The organism is Parabacteroides sp. Y3-G-102 (genome assembly GCF_023656845.1).
Classification (GTDB): domain Bacteria; phylum Bacteroidota; class Bacteroidia; order Bacteroidales; family Tannerellaceae; genus Parabacteroides; species Parabacteroides distasonis.
The window spans coordinates 125,681-141,336 of record NZ_JAMOKU010000008.1 but is presented as its reverse complement, the minus strand read 5'-3'; the positions used below and the strand labels follow the sequence as shown (position 1 = coordinate 141,336).

The following is a 15,656-nucleotide window of genomic DNA, read 5'->3' as shown; positions in this document are numbered from 1 at the left end:
GAAAGTATCTCTGATGGCAGAATCAACTGTGCCAATGCTAATAGTCCTTGATTGTTCATGGTACAAAGGTGCAAATTTTCTATAGAATTAAAGAATTTTCCCCCTGATTTATCGGGTGAGCCCTTATATGAGCTAACGAGACTACCTGCGTGAACCGCATAAAAAAGAAGAGAATCTAATTAAAGATCCTCTTCCCTATTTGAAAAAGCCGCACTGTAGATGTGAACAAACTCCGTATGACAGGATTTGAGTGCTTTGCCACCTTTGTAATCCGCCGTGCTAAGCATACCCCGAAGGGCGCGGCCCGCCATTGGCGACAAGAGCTATGTCTCGGAATTAAAATAAACTGATGAGTTTCCCAATCGAACAAGTGCGGCTTAACTCATTCCCTGTTTATCTTTTTCTTGTTACAAAGATATGTAATCGTATCGACATAACCAAACAAAAACAACAAAAAAAGAGCCTCCTTTTCGGGGAGGCTCTTTATTAACTATATAGCAAAAATCTTATTTTACTTTAGCTACGATAGCCTTGAATGCTTCCGGATGGTTAACGGCCAAGTCTGCCAAAACCTTACGGTTGATCTCGATACCGGCAGCGTGCAAAGCACCCATTAGGCGAGAGTAAGACAAACCTTCCATACGAGCGGCAGCGTTGATACGCTGAATCCACAAAGCACGGAAATTACGTTTCTTGTTACGACGGTCGCGGAAAGCATAAGTCAAACCTTTTTCCCATGTATTCTTCGCTACGGTCCAAACGTTCTTACGTGCACCATAATAACCACGGGTTAGTTTTAAAATCCGTTTTCTTTTTGCTCTTGAAGCAACATGATTTACTGATCTAGGCATAATTCTAATCTGTTTTGAATGTTAGCGTCATCTCTTAGGATGAACTTGATTGCTAAATGCATTCGGTTAATAAAAATCGTTATAAAACTCGCTTAATGAATAAAGATTACTTCATGCAAAGCATCTGCTTTACGTTGCTTACGTCAACACTAGCTACCAAACCCGTGTGAGTAAGATTTCTCTTTTGCTTCTTAGTCTTCTTTGTTAAGATATGACTCTTAAAAGCGTGTTTTCTTTTGATCTTTCCTGATCCGGTAAGGGCGAACCTCTTTTTGGCACCGGAATTAGTCTTCATCTTAGGCATTTTCCAATTATTTTTAATTATTAAACTTAACCTCCCTTCTATCAGGGACGGATTTTATTCTTCTGTTTTCTTATCACCCTCGCTTTTAGGCTTAGGTGTCGTGATCACTTTCTTTACAACTTTCGGAGCTGCGGCCGCAGCCGGGGCTGAGCCAGTGCCCGCTTTCTTCGGAGTAAGCATGATAATCATACGTTTTCCCTCCAATACCGGCAACTGCTCTACTTTTCCATAATCCTCCAAATCGTTGGCAAAACGAAGCAGCAGGACTTCTCCCTGTTCCTTGAAAAGGATAGAACGGCCTTTAAAGAACACGTAGGCTTTGACCTTCGAACCTTCCTCCAAAAATCCCTTAGCGTGCTTCAATTTAAAATTGTAATCATGATCATCTGTCTGAGGCCCGAAACGAATCTCCTTCACGACCACTTTCACAGATTTCGCTTTTTGCTCTTTCTGACGCTTTTTTTGCTGATAGAGGAATTTCTGGTAGTCGATTACTCTACAAACGGGGGGCGCAGCATTTGGTGAAATCTCGACTAGATCCATCCCCTGCTCTTCCGCTATTTTCAGCGCTTGAGCGATCGGATAAACACCCGTTTCAATATTGTCACCTACTAAACGAACTTCACGAACACGAATACGTTCGTTGATTCTATACTGTTCTTTCAGATTGTCATTCTTCATTCAAAAAGATTTATTCTCCTCGTTATTAGTTATTTAATCATTACTTTTTTGCCAGCGATTCATCATTTCCTCTACCTCGCCATTCAAAAGCGCTGCAAAGGTAGCAATTTTCATCGAACCTTTATCACCTTCGCCCTGTTTTCTTACAGAAACTTCACCATTTTCTGCTTCTTTTTCTCCAACGATGAGCATATAAGGGATTCTTTTCAATTCATTGTCACGAATTTTACGACCGATCTTCTCATTTCGGTCATCTACGATAGCACGGATTTCCTGATTACCCAACTCACGTGCGATTTGCCAAGCGTAATCATTAAACTTCTCGCTGATCGGCATGATACATACCTGCTCCGGAGTCAACCACAACGGGAACTTTCCGGCGGTGTGCTCGATCAATACGGCAACGAACCGTTCCATGGAACCGAACGGCGCACGGTGAATCATAACCGGACGGTGCTTCTGGTTGTCGGCACCCGTATATTCCAATTGGAAACGTTCCGGTAAGTTATAGTCTACCTGAATCGTACCTAACTGCCAACGGCGGCCGATAGCGTCTTTCACCATGAAGTCGAGTTTCGGACCGTAGAAAGCGGCCTCTCCATATTCGATCTTAGCTTTCAAGCCTTTTTCCTCACAAGCCTCTACAATCGCTTGCTCAGCCTTCTCCCAATTCTCGTCGCTACCGATATATTTCTCACGGTTCACCTTGTCACGCAAGGAGATCTGAGCCTCGAAGTTCTCGAAATTCATCGTCTTGAATACGATCGAGATGATGTCCATTACGTTCAAGAATTCCTGCTTTACCTGATCGGGGCGGCAGAAGATATGAGCATCATCCTGCGTAAAGCTACGTACACGGGTCAATCCGTGCAACTCTCCACTCTGCTCATACCGGCAAACCGTACCGAACTCAGCGAGACGCAACGGCAGGTCCTTATACGAACGAGGAGAGTTTTTATAGATCATACAGTGATGAGGACAGTTCATCGGTTTCAAGAAGTATTCCTCACCCTCCTCAGGTGTATGGATCGGTTGGAAAGAATCCTTTCCGTATTTAGCGTAGTGGCCGGAGGTAATATACAATAATTTATTACCGATCGGCGGACACATTACCTCTTGATAATTATAACGAGCTTGGATACGACGCAAGAACTCTTGCAGACGCAAACGCAAGGCGGTACCTTTTGGCAACCACATCGGTAAGCCCTTACCTACCGTATCGGAGAACATGAACAAGTCCATCTCCTTACCGATCTTACGGTGGTCACGTTTCTTGGCCTCCTCCAACAATGTCAGATACTCATCCAACATCTTCTTTTTCGGGAAAGTGATACCATACAAACGAACCAATTGCTTGCGTTTCTCATCGCCACGCCAATAAGCGCCGGCTACGCTCAATATCTTGACAGCTTTCAGATAAGAGGTATTCGGTAAGTGCGGTCCTCTACACAAGTCCGTAAAAGAACCCTGCGTATAGGTAGTGATCGTACCGTCTTCCAACTCACTGATAAGCTCTGTTTTATACTCTTCACCTCTATCGCCGAACATCTTCATGGCATCCGCCTTGGTAATGTCCTGACGTTTGATCTCTTCTTTCTTGGCTACCAGCTCAAGCATCTTAGCCTCGATAGCAGCGAAATCACCCTCTTTGATCACGGCCTCACCCGGATCCACGTCATAATAGAAACCGTTCTCGATCGCCGGACCGATACCGAATTTAATACCCGGATATAATTCCTGCAAAGCCTCTGCCATAAGGTGAGCGCTGGAATGCCAGAACGCATGTTTACCTTCCTCGTCTTCCCACTTCAAAAGTTTCACCGTAGCGTCGTCGTTGATAGGACGGCTTAAGTCCCAAACCTCCCCATTCACGCTTGCGGCTAGGACTTCCTGTGCCAAACGAGAACTAATGCTTTCCGCTATCTGCATAGCAGTCGTTCCCTTTGCATATTCTCTTACGGAATTGTCCGGAAATGTAATCTTTATCATATTCTATTCTCTAAAATTCTTTATATTCAGCCCACAAAGTTAATATTTCTTTTCTATCAGCGAAACATTTAACTCGAATAATTTGCGTTATCACCGGCTTGTCATTCGCTTGATGATACTATAGGCGTTGTAGATACCCAATTCCCCTGCCTTGCTCAAGTCGGCGATGCCCCGGTTCACGTCACCTTGCGACAGACGGGCTAACCCACGGTTGTAGTAAGCCTCGGCAAATTCAGGGTCCCGCTCGATCGCCTCGTTGTAATCAACGATAGCGGCACGGAAATCACGCTGGGCGCAACGCAGATTCGCACGGTTAAAGTAAGCGTACACAAAACCCGGGTTCAGCTTGATCACCATATCGTAATCCCTCATGATCTGCTCATGCTCATAGGCTCGCTTATTATCCTTCAGCATAGCGCTACGGAGGTCCACCGAGGTGTTGGCGTTTACCTGCGACTGTGCGGACTTACCAATATTCAAGTTCATTCCCGAGCCACTCAAGTCGTACGTATCCTTGCTAGCCTGCTGGGATTGGGTGTACATCAATTGCTTATAACGTTCCACGGCACGATTGAAATAAGCCATCGTGAACGACGGGTCTCGCTCGATCGCTTCCGAGAAATTCTTGATCGCCTCCGAGAAATCCTGCACCAACATGAAGTCCATCGCACGGCCAAAATAAGCGTTAGCGTTGTTCGGATCACGCTCGATCTCCGCCGAATACTCGTCGATGGAGGCGAAATGCACGGCGATTTGGTCCTCAGTCAAAGCGGCCTCCTCGTTCGTGATACGCAATTTACGCTTCAAGACCATCTGGCCATTGTAATCCTCCACCATCTTGTCGTAATAAACAAGTTTCTTTACGGGATCCGCCTTCTCGTAATAGGTCAAGACAAACTGGGGTTCCAGATCCACATGGACATTCCGGTCTTGTACACGCCCACGGACCTCACTTTGGTATTTACTTTTACGCTCCTGCTCCTTATCGTATACTACCAAGCGGTTGAACTTATTGATATTCTTATCGGATTGCTCACGAGTATTCTCCTCCGAATCGTCCGTCTTGGCATCTCCGTTCACCGCTGTATTGGAGCCAGAAGACGATGTCTTCGGGAGCTGTCCGTTCTTGGCCTGCTCCTCCATCTTTATGGCTGCCCAATAATCACGGTCTGCCCCCACGTTATCCCCCAGCTTACGCTTTGCTTCCGAACGGCTCACAAAGCCTGGCAGGAAAGTAGGATATTGCTTCAAGACCACGTCGTAATCCTGCACGGCCCCCCGGTAGTCGCCCGTCTCGAAACGGAGCAACGCACGGTTGTAATAAGCCATATAGTTATCTGGCTCTTGCTGGATAACGACATCGAAGTCCTCGATAGCCCGGTTATTATCCCCGACTTGGAACCGAAGCAACCCCCGGTTAAACCGTGCGATCAAGTTCCGGCTATCCATGCTGATCACCTGATCGTAATCGGCCATCGCACCTCTCAAGTCATTCATCTGATAACGAACTAGCCCCCGGTTAATATAATATCCGCTCTCACGGGTATCCAGACGTAGAGCCTCGTTCAAATCGGCCAGAGCGTCCTTATAATCATCCATTTGATAATGAAGGATCGCACGATTGCCATACGCCGGCGCATAATAAGGATCCATCTCGATCGCCTTATTATAATCGGCCAAGGCTTTCAACGTATCCCCTTTCTCCAGATACATAGCGCCCCGTGTCATATAATTCATGGAATATTTCGGATGGGCGGTCATTAAATCATCGAATGTCTTCTCCGCCCCGTTGTAGTCTTTTTTCTGGATAAAAGCCACCGCCATATTCACCAGCATCTGGCGGTCCTCGGGTTTGAACTCAAGTCCTTTCTGGTAATCGTCGATCGCCTCGTCGTATTTCTCCTGACTTTGACGGGCGATGCCGCGAGCGTAATACGCTTGCGTTAAAAAAGGGTTCCGCTGAAGACATAAAGTACAGTCTTCCTCGGCCCCCTTAAAATCGTCCAGATTTATCTTCGCCACCGCACGATAGAAATAGGGTTCCGCCAACCAAGGTTTGGATTTGATAACCTGATTGAAGTACTGAATGGAAAGAACATAATCCTCAAAATAAAGGGCGTTCCTACCAATGGCCAATACACGGTCCGTATTAATCTGCGCAAAAAGCGAAATCGTAAATATCTGTAATATCAAAAAGAGTGTTGCCTTCTTCATCCTATTAAAAATGATTGAGAGGCAAAAATAAGTAAATTATCTTACTTAGACTCTATTTTTACCATTAAATGATTCTTCGTTATCTTATCGCCCTCTTTTACATTGAGCTCGACAACGACTCCCGATATGGGAGCGACCACCCGGTTCTGCATTTTCATCGCCTCATGGATTAGCAGAAGTTGCCCAGCCTCCACAGCCTGTCCTTCTTCTACCATAATCTTGATAATCGTTCCGGGAAGATGAGAAACCACGTCACCAGCCGACGGCTTATGCCACATCGGTCGGCTCTTATACTTCGCTGTCAGCAACGTCTTATATTTACGTGCCGTCACCACAAAGTCTACATATTCTTCTTGCTGGTGTTTCTTTTCCATACTCTCATCAATTTAGAACGGAGGCAAACCGTGCTTCTTGGCCGGTCTGTATTCCTCTTTTAGAATGGAAAGCTTCAGTGCGTGTAGCAATAATGAACGGGTTTCTTTCGGTTCGATCACAGAGTCGATAAATCCCTTGGAAGCCGCCACGTACGGGTTCGCGAATTTCTCGATATATTCTTTCACCTTCTCCTGACGCATAGCGTTCTGATCTTCCGCCTCCATGATCTCCTTGCGGAATATGATGTTAGCTGCACCTTCCGGACCCATAACAGCGATCTCCGCACTCGGCCAAGCGAACATGAAGTCAGCGCCCAAGTGACGGGAGTTCATAGCTATATAACCTCCACCGTACGCCTTGCGCAAGATAACCGTGATCTTAGGAACAGTAGCTTCCGAATACGCATACAGAACCTTAGCCCCATGACGAATCACACCCGCATGCTCTTGATCTACGCCCGGCAGATAACCCGGCATATCCTCCAACGTGATGATAGGAATATTGAATGAGTCGCAGAAACGGATGAAACGAGCGGCCTTGTCAGCGCTATCACAATCAAGCACGCCGGCCAAAACCATCGGTTGATTGGCAACGAAACCTACCGTTTCTCCTGCCATACGACCAAAACCGATCACAATATTAGCGGCCCACAACTCTTGAATCTCCAAGAAGTCCGAGTCATCGACGATACATCTGATAACGTCTCGCACATCATACGGTTGTTTCGGGTCCGCCGGAACTACTTGCTCGATATTCAGCATAGCGGACGGCTCTTTCGGCTCAACCACTTTCGCACGCTCCTGATTATTCCAAGGGATGAAGCTAACCAAACGTTTCACCTGATCGAAACATTCTTGCTCGCTCAAGGCATAGAAATGAGCGTTACCTGTAGTCTCCGCATGAACACGTGCGCCACCAAGGTCTTCCATAGAGATATCCTCACCCAGCACGGTCTTGATAACGTTCGGTCCCGTGATAAACATCTTAGAGATGTTCTCAACCACAAACACGAAGTCCGTCAACGCCGGAGAATAAACGGCACCACCGGCACAAGGACCGAGGATCAAGGAAATCTGAGGGATCACGCCCGAGGCGATCGTATTGCGATAGAATATTTCACCATAACCAGCCAAAGCACCAACACCTTCTTGGATACGCGCGCCACCCGAGTCATTGATTCCGATGATCGGACATTTCATCTTCAACGCATGATCCATGATCTTGGTGATCTTACGAGCATGCTGCAAACCTAACGAACCACCGGCAACCGTAAAGTCCTGCGCATAGATGCAAACCGGGGCACCAAAGATCGTACCCGTACCAGTAACCACACCATCACCCGGCAGAACCTTCTTCTCCATACCGAAATCACGGCCATCGTGTTTCACGAACATGTCATACTCATGGAAAGAGTTCTTATCCAACAAAGCCAAGATACGCTCCCGGGCAGTAAGCTTACCCATCGCCACTTGCTTTTCGATAGCAGCCTCACCACCGCCCATCTCGATAACGGCTTTCTTTTCCCTGAGGGCCTCAATGTTTTTACTTAAATCTGTCATATTGATTATTTATAGATTTATTATTTACCAACGGCTTTTGCCCGGTAAGAGCAACGAACCGTCCCTTTAATAATACTATTTAATTTGCCTTTGTTCAATTGGCGGCGAATAGCGGAGACATTGTCGATAAAGACATGCCCCGTCAGATGCTCGCACTCATGCTGCACGATACGGGCGGCGAAACCTTCCACCACTTCCTCGTGCTCCTCCCAATTCTCATCCCAATATCTCACACGAACCGTTTTCGAGCGAGACACTTTCTCGTGTATACCCGGCAGGCTCAAGCAGCCTTCCTCCATAGCTATTTCCTCCTCGCTACGTTCCAAAAACTCGGGATTAATCAACGCACGCTTGAAACCCTTGCATTCAGGGAAGTCATCTCCCATCACATCACCGTCTATAACCACCAAACGGATAGACAAGCCCACCTGAGGAGCGGCAAGCCCTACCCCATCGGCATTATACATCGTTTCAAACATATTGGCAACCAACTGTTTCAAGTCGGGATAATCTTTAGGTACATCCTCAGCCTCTTTTCTTAGTACGGGCTGACCATATAAAAATACGGGTAAAATCATAAGTTATAACTGATATTTTTTACTTTCTAAATAAGCTTGCAAAATAATAACGGCGCTAATCTCATCGACCAATCCTTTATCTTGCCGTTTCTTTTTCTTTAAACCGCCTTCCAACATGGCCTTATGAGCTAAGACCGACGTGAACCGCTCGTCGTAATAAGTTACCGGAATACTTGGTATCGTCCTTTTCAGATGGGTCACGAACGCCTCCACATACTTCATGTTCTCAGAAGGCTCATTGTTCATTTGCTTTGGAAGCCCGACCACAAATAAATCCACCGGTTCCCGTGATATGTAATCCGACAGGTATTTCACAACCTCTCCACTTGGGACTGTCGCCACGCCGTTAGCGATCATTTGTAAAATATCCGTAGCGGCTATCCCCGTACGTTTCCGGCCGTAATCTATTGCAATTATTCTTCCCATCGAGCGCGAATATAGCATAAATATAAATACAGATTACACAAATCCGCAAAAAGTGTGCAACAAATCGGATTAATACGCATTCTTCTCTCCCTTGAACATATTCAGTACCGTAACCACAATAATCTTTAAATCAAGGAAAAACGTCCAATTCTCTATATACCACACATCTCTCTTCACACGTCCTTCCATCTGCTCCAGCGTCTTGGTCTCACCCCGGTAACCGGTGACTTGCGCCCACCCCGTTACTCCCGGTTTCACCAAATGCCGCACCATATACTTATCGATCAACGCTGAGTACTGCTCGGTATGCTTCAGCATATGCGGACGAGGGCCTACCACGGACATATCGCCCAGCAAGACGTTCACGAACTGAGGGAACTCATCCAGATTCGTCCGGCGCAAGAAATCGCCGATCCGGGTCTTCCGAGGATCGTTCTTAACGGCCTGCAAGGTATCAGCCTGCGCATTCACCTTCATCGTACGAAATTTGAAACATTCGAAGTCACGCCCATACAATCCCGTACGTTTCTGCTTAAACAAAATCGGGCCGGGTGAGCTTAACTTGATCATTATACCGACCACGATGTACAGGATCGGATAAATCGTGAGCAAAATCACCAAAGAGAAAAATATATCGAACGTTCGTTTCAAGAACCGGTTATAGGCGGATTGCAAAGGCTCTCGGCGGACCGTCAGCAATGGGATCGATTCCATCACCTCCATCACCATACTCTTCTTTACATCCCGGTAAAACTCGGGCACGATATAGAAGCGCACCATCTTCTTCTCGGCGAAATTCAGAAGCCGTACGATCTTTCCGTTGTTCGTACCCGGCAAGGTACAATAAATCTCATCGATATCATGCTCCAGCACATACGCTTCCACCTCGCTCGTCTTGCCCAAGTAATTAGGTAAAACGTCTTTCAACGAGTCATTGTCATCAAAGAATCCCTTTACGCTAAACCCATAGCTCAAATCATCTTTCATGACTTGGTAAAGCTCCATACCATTCTTTCCGGCCCCCACAATCACCACCTTCTTAAAGTTATAGCCTTTTCGCCTGTACAACTTTAAAGATAGGCGCACCAAAACCCGCCAAAGCGAAAACAAGATGATAGAAACCCCGTAATAGACCAAGAGGAAGGTTGCCAGAACATCTCCCACATTCAAGAAGATCAAACAAGTAGCGAACAAGAAGATAAGTACGGTAACCAATCCGAACGCCCGTTGCACAATCTTGTCGATAAACACGACCGCCTGATGCAATTGAATCGGGATAAAATATAAAGAGAAGAAATAACAGAAGTTCAATAACAGAATAACCTCTCTCAAATTATAGGATATCGCTTCCGTGTATTTCGGGCCAAGCAGATGAAAAACGGCCATAAACAAGAGATTCAATACGATCAAATCTCCTACACCAATCAGCCATTGGATTAAATAACCATGTTTTTTGTTCAATATCATAGCAATTCGATAAATTCTCACAAAAGTAAGTATTTTTCGGCGCAAAAAAAAAGGCCGCACTTAGAAGTACGGCCTTTTTAAAGTATTAATTCGTAAATTAATTATTAGCGCTCATAATTACTACACGGTTCCAGCTATTTTCGCCATAAGGTTGTTCGTCCGAACCTCTCCACTCGATAGTGATCTGGCTAGAAGAGATACCGTATTTATCGATAAGTTCCTTAGCGACCGCTCTAGCACGTTTCTCAGAAAGACCCATGTTATAATCAGAAGTACCCGTCTTCTTATCAGCGTAACCAACTACCTTGATCGGAGCGTTGTTGTTCTTCATGAACTCAGCTGTGTTATAGATATTGATCTGCTGGTTCTTGTCGATCTTAGCGCTGTTGATGCGGAAGTAAACCACATTGTCAACGTAGTTATTTACAACTTCAGTAACTGTCTCTTGGCACTCAGGGCAAGAAACCGGACGTTTGCTCAACTCATCGTTAGCAGCACGCAAAGAGTTGATCTGGCCGTTCAAGTCGTTCAACAAAGCGTAATCCATCGGCTCCAATACCTCGAAGTCTGTCTTACCCAATTTGAATGTCAAACCAGCGCTCAACTGAACGATACCATCTGTCAGGTGATTCATCTCGACACGGTTAAACTGCTCGTTCAACAAAGAACCTTGGATCTCAACGTTCAAATCAACACGTTTGCTCAAACGGAAAGCGGTTAAGATACCAGCGTTCAACGTAGGAGACTCCGTTCTTGGACGATCATAAGACTCTGTAGTCTTGAAACGCTGCGCATAACCAAAACCGACCCAAGGAATCAAGCGGAACACTTTAGATTCTCTGTAAGGAGCCCAGAAGTTAGTAACATCCCACAACAAGTCTACGTGAGCGGCTACATATTTATTATGTTGCATAAACTGTGCGCCATCACCTTCAAAACCGTGGATAATACCACCATTTAACTGGGTACGGAATCCTAAATACGGATTAAACCACTTACCAAAAGATACTTGTGGAGCGAAGTTTAAACGATTCTTGAAATCAGCCTCTCCATTTTGGTCTCCTAACAATACGCTGGCTCCACCCGCAATTGAAATAAACCAATTGTCGCGAGCTTTATTCTTCTTGAAATTAGTCTTATAACCAGCCTCATTGCTGAACCCCACCTGCGGTTGATATTCCTGTGCTGCCACAGAGAATACAAAACCTGATAACAAAGCTAAAAGTAAAACCTTAGTCTTCATATTTTCAACATTTTAATTAAACAATCAATTACCTAATATCTTAAAATTGGCACAAAATTAACTCTTTTTGTAATTACAACAAATAAAATCTTCAAATTGTTTCGAACTCACTCGAAATAGTTCAAAATTTTATAGCCCCCCTCTTTCAGATAAGACTCCTTCTTCATTAGTTTTATATCGTTCTTCATCATATCCTCAATTAAAGCCGCTAATGAATACTCCGGTTCCCACCCTAAACGAGTACGTGCCTTCGTAGCGTCACCGATCAGCAACTCTACTTCCGTAGGGCGGAAATACTGCGGATCTACTCCTACAACTTCCTCACCCACACGTTTCTTAAAGTTTTCCAGATAGGCATCACCAACCTTCTTGACGAACAATCCCTCGTCTATCGACTCTAAGATAGCGACCTCGTCTATCCCTTCTCCTTTAAAGCGGATTCCCACGCCAATTTCCTCAAAAGCCATACGGATAAAGTCCCGAATCGTGGTAGTAATCCCGGTAGCTATGACATAATCCGAGGGTTCATCTTGTTGCAAAATAGCGTACATGGCACGCACGTAATCTTTTGCGTGTCCCCAATCCCGTTTGGAGGAAAGATTACCCATATAAACCTTTTTTTGCATACCCAAAACGATACGTGAAACCGCCCGGGTTACCTTACGGGTCACGAATGTCTCTCCCCTTAATGGAGACTCGTGATTAAACAAGATGCCATTGGAAGCGTGCATATGATAGGCCTCCCTGTAATTCACCGTAATCCAGTAACCGTATAGTTTCGCTACCGCATAAGGGCTTCTCGGATAGAAAGGAGTAGTCTCCCTCTGCGGCACCTCTTGCACCAAGCCATACAACTCAGATGTAGATGCCTGATAAATACGTGTCTTCGGGATCAAGTTCAGCAAGCGGACCGCCTCTAGGATACGCAATACGCCCAAACCATCCGCATTCGCCGTATATTCGGGAGTGTCGAAACTTACTTTTACATGGCTCATGGCGGCCAGATTATAGATCTCGTCCGGTTGAACCTCGCCAATGATACGTGTAAGATTCAAACTATCCGTTAAATCGCCATAATGCAGAATCAAATTACGGTTTTCCACATGCGGGTCTTGATACAAATGATCGATACGATCCGTATTGAACATGGAAGAACGACGCTTGATACCATGTACCGTATATCCTTTCTTAATCAAGAACTCAGTAAGATAAGCCCCATCCTGTCCCGTAATACCCGTTATTAACGCTACTTTGCCCATTTCTCTAATTTTCAATTTTCAATTCTCATTTTTCAATTCCCAAGTACCATTCATAGAGTCGCTTCACGCCCTCCTCGATCTCGATCGTATGGCGCCAACCCAAGGCATGCAACTTGCTTACATCCGTCAGCTTACGAAGCGTACCGTCCGGCTTGGACGAGTTAAACCTCAACTCGCCCTCGAACCCGATCTCTCGCCGGATCAGTTCGGCGACCTCACGGATCGAAAGCTCGATACCCGTACCTATATTAATATGTGTATTCCGGACCTCGCCCTCCTTCTGGCGGACATCCTCGAAATCCACGTGTTCCATGATATAAACAGAAGCGTCGGCCATCTCCTCGCTCCATAAAAACTCACGAAGCGGCTTGCCGGTTCCCCACAGCTCCACCTCGCCCGGACAGATACCCTGTTTATCCAATACGGAGAGTATCTCCGGCTCGGAGGCCTTCCCAGACACGCCCTCTACCGGACGAATGTCCATATCCTTACGCAAGGCCTCCCAATCTCCTGTATGCAGGCATTTCGCCAGATGGATCTTACGGATCATGGCTGGCAACACATGCGAGGTCTCCAGATTGAAATTATCATTCGGCCCGTAGAGGTTAGTAGGCATCACGGCGATATAGTTCGTACCGTATTGCAGGTTGTAACTCTCGCACATCTTGATACCCGCTATCTTGGCGATCGCATAAGGCTCGTTGGAATATTCCAAGGGAGATGTCAGCAAGCAATCCTCCGGCATCGGCTGCGGAGCCTCACGGGGATAGATGCAGGTGCTTCCCAAGAATAATAATTTCTTTACATCGTTTTTCCAAGAGGCATGAATGACATTATTCTGGATCATCAAATTATTGTAGATAAAATCGGCACGGTACAGACTGTTCGCCATGATACCGCCGACGTGCGCCGCCGACAAGAACACATAGTCCGGCCGTTCAGCGGCAAAAAACTCGTTCACAGCGGCTTGATCCGTCAGATCCAGTTCCGCATGCGTACGAAGCAGAAAGTTCGTATACCCTTTGCTACGCAAATTATTCAGAATGGCGGAGCCTACCAAACCCCGGTGACCGGCAACAAATATTTTACTGTCTTTTTCCATCGATATCTCGTATTCTGAACTACTTCTACTTATTAATCAACCTCATCAAATACTGGCCGTACTGATTCTTAATCATCGGCAAAGCCACTTGCTCAAGTCGCTTCTCATCAATCCATCCTTGCTTGAAAGCGATCTCCTCCAGACAAGCCACCTTCAGTCCCTGTCTCTTCTCGATCACCTCCACGAAAGTAGATGCCTCAGACAACGAGTCGTGAGTCCCGGTATCCAACCAAGCGAATCCACGTCCCAATAGCTGCACTTTCAACTCCCCATCCTTCAAGAACCACTGGTTCACGGTAGTGATCTCCAGCTCTCCACGGGCGGAAGGCTTGATATTCTTGGCCACGTCCACCACCTTGTTCGGATAGAAATACAATCCTACCACGGCGTAATTCGATTTCGGTTCCTTCGGTTTCTCCTCGATACTGAGGACGTTCCCATCCGCATCGAACTCGGCCACGCCATAGCGTTCCGGATCGTTTACGTAGTAACCGAACACGGTCGCTTTTTGTTCGTTCTCCGCCTTGTCAACGGCCTCTTTTAACATACGGGTAAAGCTCTGTCCGTAAAAGATATTATCACCAAGCACCAAGCAAACGGAGTCATCGCCAATAAAGCGCTCTCCAATGATGAAAGCTTGCGCCAATCCGTCCGGCGAAGGCTGCTCGGCATATTCAAAACGAACGCCATAATCGGAGCCATCGCCCAGTAAACGACGAAAGCCCGGCAAATCCTGAGGGGTCGATATAATAAGAATCTCCCGTATCCCTGCCAGCATGAGCACGGATACCGGATAAAAAATCATCGGCTTATCATAAATAGGTAGAAGTTGCTTGGAAACTCCTTTAGTGATCGGATACAAGCGGGTACCCGATCCACCGGCTAAAACTATACCTTTCATATTCTTTCCATTTTGTTCGACAATACTCGCTTAGGATCGATTCCACACCGTCCCTAAAACTATACAAAGTTAAACAAATAATAATAGATTAGCGCATGGTTTTCAAAAAATCGTCCATATTCTGATACAATGGGACGCCATAGCGCGCACAAGTTAAGCGCACATTATCATAGCGGTAAAAGCCGGGCTCGCAAATCACCCGCAACTTTCCGGAGCGCATAAACAGCCCCATCTCCAATAAAGTTATCGGGGATTTGCTGCTCGCCAGAATGTTCATGATAATCAGATCGGTTTTCTCCAGATGCTCCAGTTCCCAATTCACTTGATGCTCAAAATCGGACATCTCCCCGCTCAACCCTTTATCTCTACGAGGATTGAACAAGAGATACCGTCCCTCCGGAAGCGCCCGGAACCAGTCGCAGGTAGCCTTCTGCCAATCCACGCTTTTCCCCATATCGATCGTGCCGGCCAAAAAGATTTTTTGGTATACAGCTTCATCCAAATCCTTATTTTCAGTATCGGGATACAAGACAACGACCTCAGATTGGGCAAACCCTCCCATCGGCACCAAAAACAAATATAATATACACAGTACAATATTTCTCATATTCATGTCTCAAAGCTTACTTTTCAAGCAACAAACTTCGCAAAAAAACATGAATCCAACAAATACATTCACTTTAAATGTGGGCAACAGTCTTGTATAT

At 45.9% G+C, this 15,656-nt stretch carries 15 protein-coding genes; all 15 read right to left on the bottom strand.

Annotated elements, in window-relative coordinates; translation table 11 throughout:
- Positions 1-506: 506 nt before the first annotated feature.
- The 15 genes from rplT to NBH16_RS05795 all read right to left on the bottom strand — a co-directional run bounded on the left by rplT (position 507) and on the right by NBH16_RS05795 (position 15,562).
- Positions 507-851, bottom strand: coding sequence for a 50S ribosomal protein L20 (gene rplT / locus NBH16_RS05865; protein ID WP_005857682.1), 345 nt, complete (start codon positions 849-851; stop codon positions 507-509).
- A 106-nt stretch (positions 852-957) separates the two neighbouring features.
- Positions 958-1,155 (bottom strand): 50S ribosomal protein L35, encoded by a 198-nt coding sequence (rpmI, locus tag NBH16_RS05860; RefSeq protein WP_005857684.1) that lies wholly within the window; start codon positions 1,153-1,155, stop codon positions 958-960.
- A gap of 54 nt (positions 1,156-1,209) precedes the next feature.
- Complete coding sequence (infC, locus tag NBH16_RS05855) at positions 1,210-1,836, bottom strand: translation initiation factor IF-3 (protein ID WP_008779711.1); 627 nt, start codon at positions 1,834-1,836, stop codon at positions 1,210-1,212.
- Positions 1,837-1,869: 33 nt separating this feature from the next.
- Positions 1,870-3,825: a threonine--tRNA ligase gene (thrS, locus tag NBH16_RS05850; protein ID WP_005857688.1), complete on the bottom strand. Its 1,956-nt coding sequence runs from the start codon at positions 3,823-3,825 to the stop codon at positions 1,870-1,872.
- Positions 3,826-3,915: 90 nt separating this feature from the next.
- On the bottom strand, positions 3,916-6,039 hold the full coding sequence (locus NBH16_RS05845) for a tetratricopeptide repeat protein (RefSeq protein ID WP_005862989.1): 2,124 nt from the start codon (positions 6,037-6,039) through the stop codon (positions 3,916-3,918).
- A 41-nt stretch (positions 6,040-6,080) separates the two neighbouring features.
- On the bottom strand, positions 6,081-6,413 hold the full coding sequence (locus NBH16_RS05840; protein ID WP_005857691.1) for an acyl-CoA carboxylase biotin carboxyl carrier protein subunit: 333 nt from the start codon (positions 6,411-6,413) through the stop codon (positions 6,081-6,083).
- Between the two features lie 12 nt (positions 6,414-6,425).
- Positions 6,426-7,973, bottom strand: a complete 1,548-nt coding sequence (locus NBH16_RS05835; RefSeq protein WP_005857693.1) for an acyl-CoA carboxylase subunit beta — start codon at positions 7,971-7,973, stop codon at positions 6,426-6,428.
- Positions 7,974-7,993: 20 nt separating this feature from the next.
- Complete coding sequence (gene def / locus NBH16_RS05830; protein ID WP_005857695.1) at positions 7,994-8,551, bottom strand: peptide deformylase; 558 nt, start codon at positions 8,549-8,551, stop codon at positions 7,994-7,996.
- A gap of 3 nt (positions 8,552-8,554) precedes the next feature.
- On the bottom strand, positions 8,555-8,977 hold the full coding sequence (ruvX, locus tag NBH16_RS05825; RefSeq protein ID WP_008772415.1) for a Holliday junction resolvase RuvX: 423 nt from the start codon (positions 8,975-8,977) through the stop codon (positions 8,555-8,557).
- A gap of 69 nt (positions 8,978-9,046) precedes the next feature.
- Complete coding sequence (locus NBH16_RS05820; RefSeq protein ID WP_122369414.1) at positions 9,047-10,444, bottom strand: undecaprenyl-phosphate glucose phosphotransferase; 1,398 nt, start codon at positions 10,442-10,444, stop codon at positions 9,047-9,049.
- 97 nt (positions 10,445-10,541) lie between these two features.
- Positions 10,542-11,687, bottom strand: a complete 1,146-nt coding sequence (locus NBH16_RS05815) for an OmpA family protein (protein ID WP_005857701.1) — start codon at positions 11,685-11,687, stop codon at positions 10,542-10,544.
- Positions 11,688-11,794: 107 nt separating this feature from the next.
- The gene (gene gmd / locus NBH16_RS05810; protein ID WP_005862995.1) at positions 11,795-12,946 is read right to left on the bottom strand and encodes a GDP-mannose 4,6-dehydratase; all 1,152 of its coding nucleotides are present in this window, start codon (positions 12,944-12,946) and stop codon (positions 11,795-11,797) included.
- 25 nt (positions 12,947-12,971) lie between these two features.
- Entirely contained in the window at positions 12,972-14,048 is a 1,077-nt protein-coding gene (locus tag NBH16_RS05805) for a GDP-L-fucose synthase family protein (RefSeq protein ID WP_005862998.1), read from the bottom strand.
- A gap of 25 nt (positions 14,049-14,073) precedes the next feature.
- Positions 14,074-14,949 carry a glucose-1-phosphate thymidylyltransferase RfbA gene (rfbA, locus tag NBH16_RS05800; protein WP_005863000.1) on the bottom strand — a complete coding sequence of 292 codons (876 nt, stop codon included), beginning with the start codon at positions 14,947-14,949 and terminating at the stop codon, positions 14,074-14,076.
- 88 nt (positions 14,950-15,037) lie between these two features.
- Positions 15,038-15,562, bottom strand: a complete 525-nt coding sequence (locus NBH16_RS05795; protein ID WP_250788216.1) for a nucleoside 2-deoxyribosyltransferase domain-containing protein — start codon at positions 15,560-15,562, stop codon at positions 15,038-15,040.
- Positions 15,563-15,656 lie beyond the last annotated feature (94 nt).

What these genes read in the sequence shown, in the direction of transcription:
- gmd (WP_005862995.1), bottom strand. Translation starts at nt 12,946, where the DNA reads ATGGGCAAAGTAGCGTTAATAACGGGTATTACGGGACAGGATGGGGCT.
- ruvX (WP_008772415.1), bottom strand. Translation starts at nt 8,977, where the DNA reads ATGGGAAGAATAATTGCAATAGATTACGGCCGGAAACGTACGGGGATA.
- rpmI (WP_005857684.1), bottom strand. Translation starts at nt 1,155, where the DNA reads ATGCCTAAGATGAAGACTAATTCCGGTGCCAAAAAGAGGTTCGCCCTT.
- NBH16_RS05815 (WP_005857701.1), bottom strand. Translation starts at nt 11,687, where the DNA reads ATGAAGACTAAGGTTTTACTTTTAGCTTTGTTATCAGGTTTTGTATTC.
- def (WP_005857695.1), bottom strand. Translation starts at nt 8,551, where the DNA reads ATGATTTTACCCGTATTTTTATATGGTCAGCCCGTACTAAGAAAAGAG.
- NBH16_RS05795 (WP_250788216.1), bottom strand. Translation starts at nt 15,562, where the DNA reads ATGAATATGAGAAATATTGTACTGTGTATATTATATTTGTTTTTGGTG.
- NBH16_RS05805 (WP_005862998.1), bottom strand. Translation starts at nt 14,048, where the DNA reads ATGGAAAAAGACAGTAAAATATTTGTTGCCGGTCACCGGGGTTTGGTA.
- NBH16_RS05820 (WP_122369414.1), bottom strand. Translation starts at nt 10,444, where the DNA reads ATGATATTGAACAAAAAACATGGTTATTTAATCCAATGGCTGATTGGT.
- rfbA (WP_005863000.1), bottom strand. Translation starts at nt 14,949, where the DNA reads ATGAAAGGTATAGTTTTAGCCGGTGGATCGGGTACCCGCTTGTATCCG.
- thrS (WP_005857688.1), bottom strand. Translation starts at nt 3,825, where the DNA reads ATGATAAAGATTACATTTCCGGACAATTCCGTAAGAGAATATGCAAAG.
- NBH16_RS05835 (WP_005857693.1), bottom strand. Translation starts at nt 7,973, where the DNA reads ATGACAGATTTAAGTAAAAACATTGAGGCCCTCAGGGAAAAGAAAGCC.
- rplT (WP_005857682.1), bottom strand. Translation starts at nt 851, where the DNA reads ATGCCTAGATCAGTAAATCATGTTGCTTCAAGAGCAAAAAGAAAACGG.
- NBH16_RS05840 (WP_005857691.1), bottom strand. Translation starts at nt 6,413, where the DNA reads ATGGAAAAGAAACACCAGCAAGAAGAATATGTAGACTTTGTGGTGACG.
- NBH16_RS05845 (WP_005862989.1), bottom strand. Translation starts at nt 6,039, where the DNA reads ATGAAGAAGGCAACACTCTTTTTGATATTACAGATATTTACGATTTCG.
- infC (WP_008779711.1), bottom strand. Translation starts at nt 1,836, where the DNA reads ATGAAGAATGACAATCTGAAAGAACAGTATAGAATCAACGAACGTATT.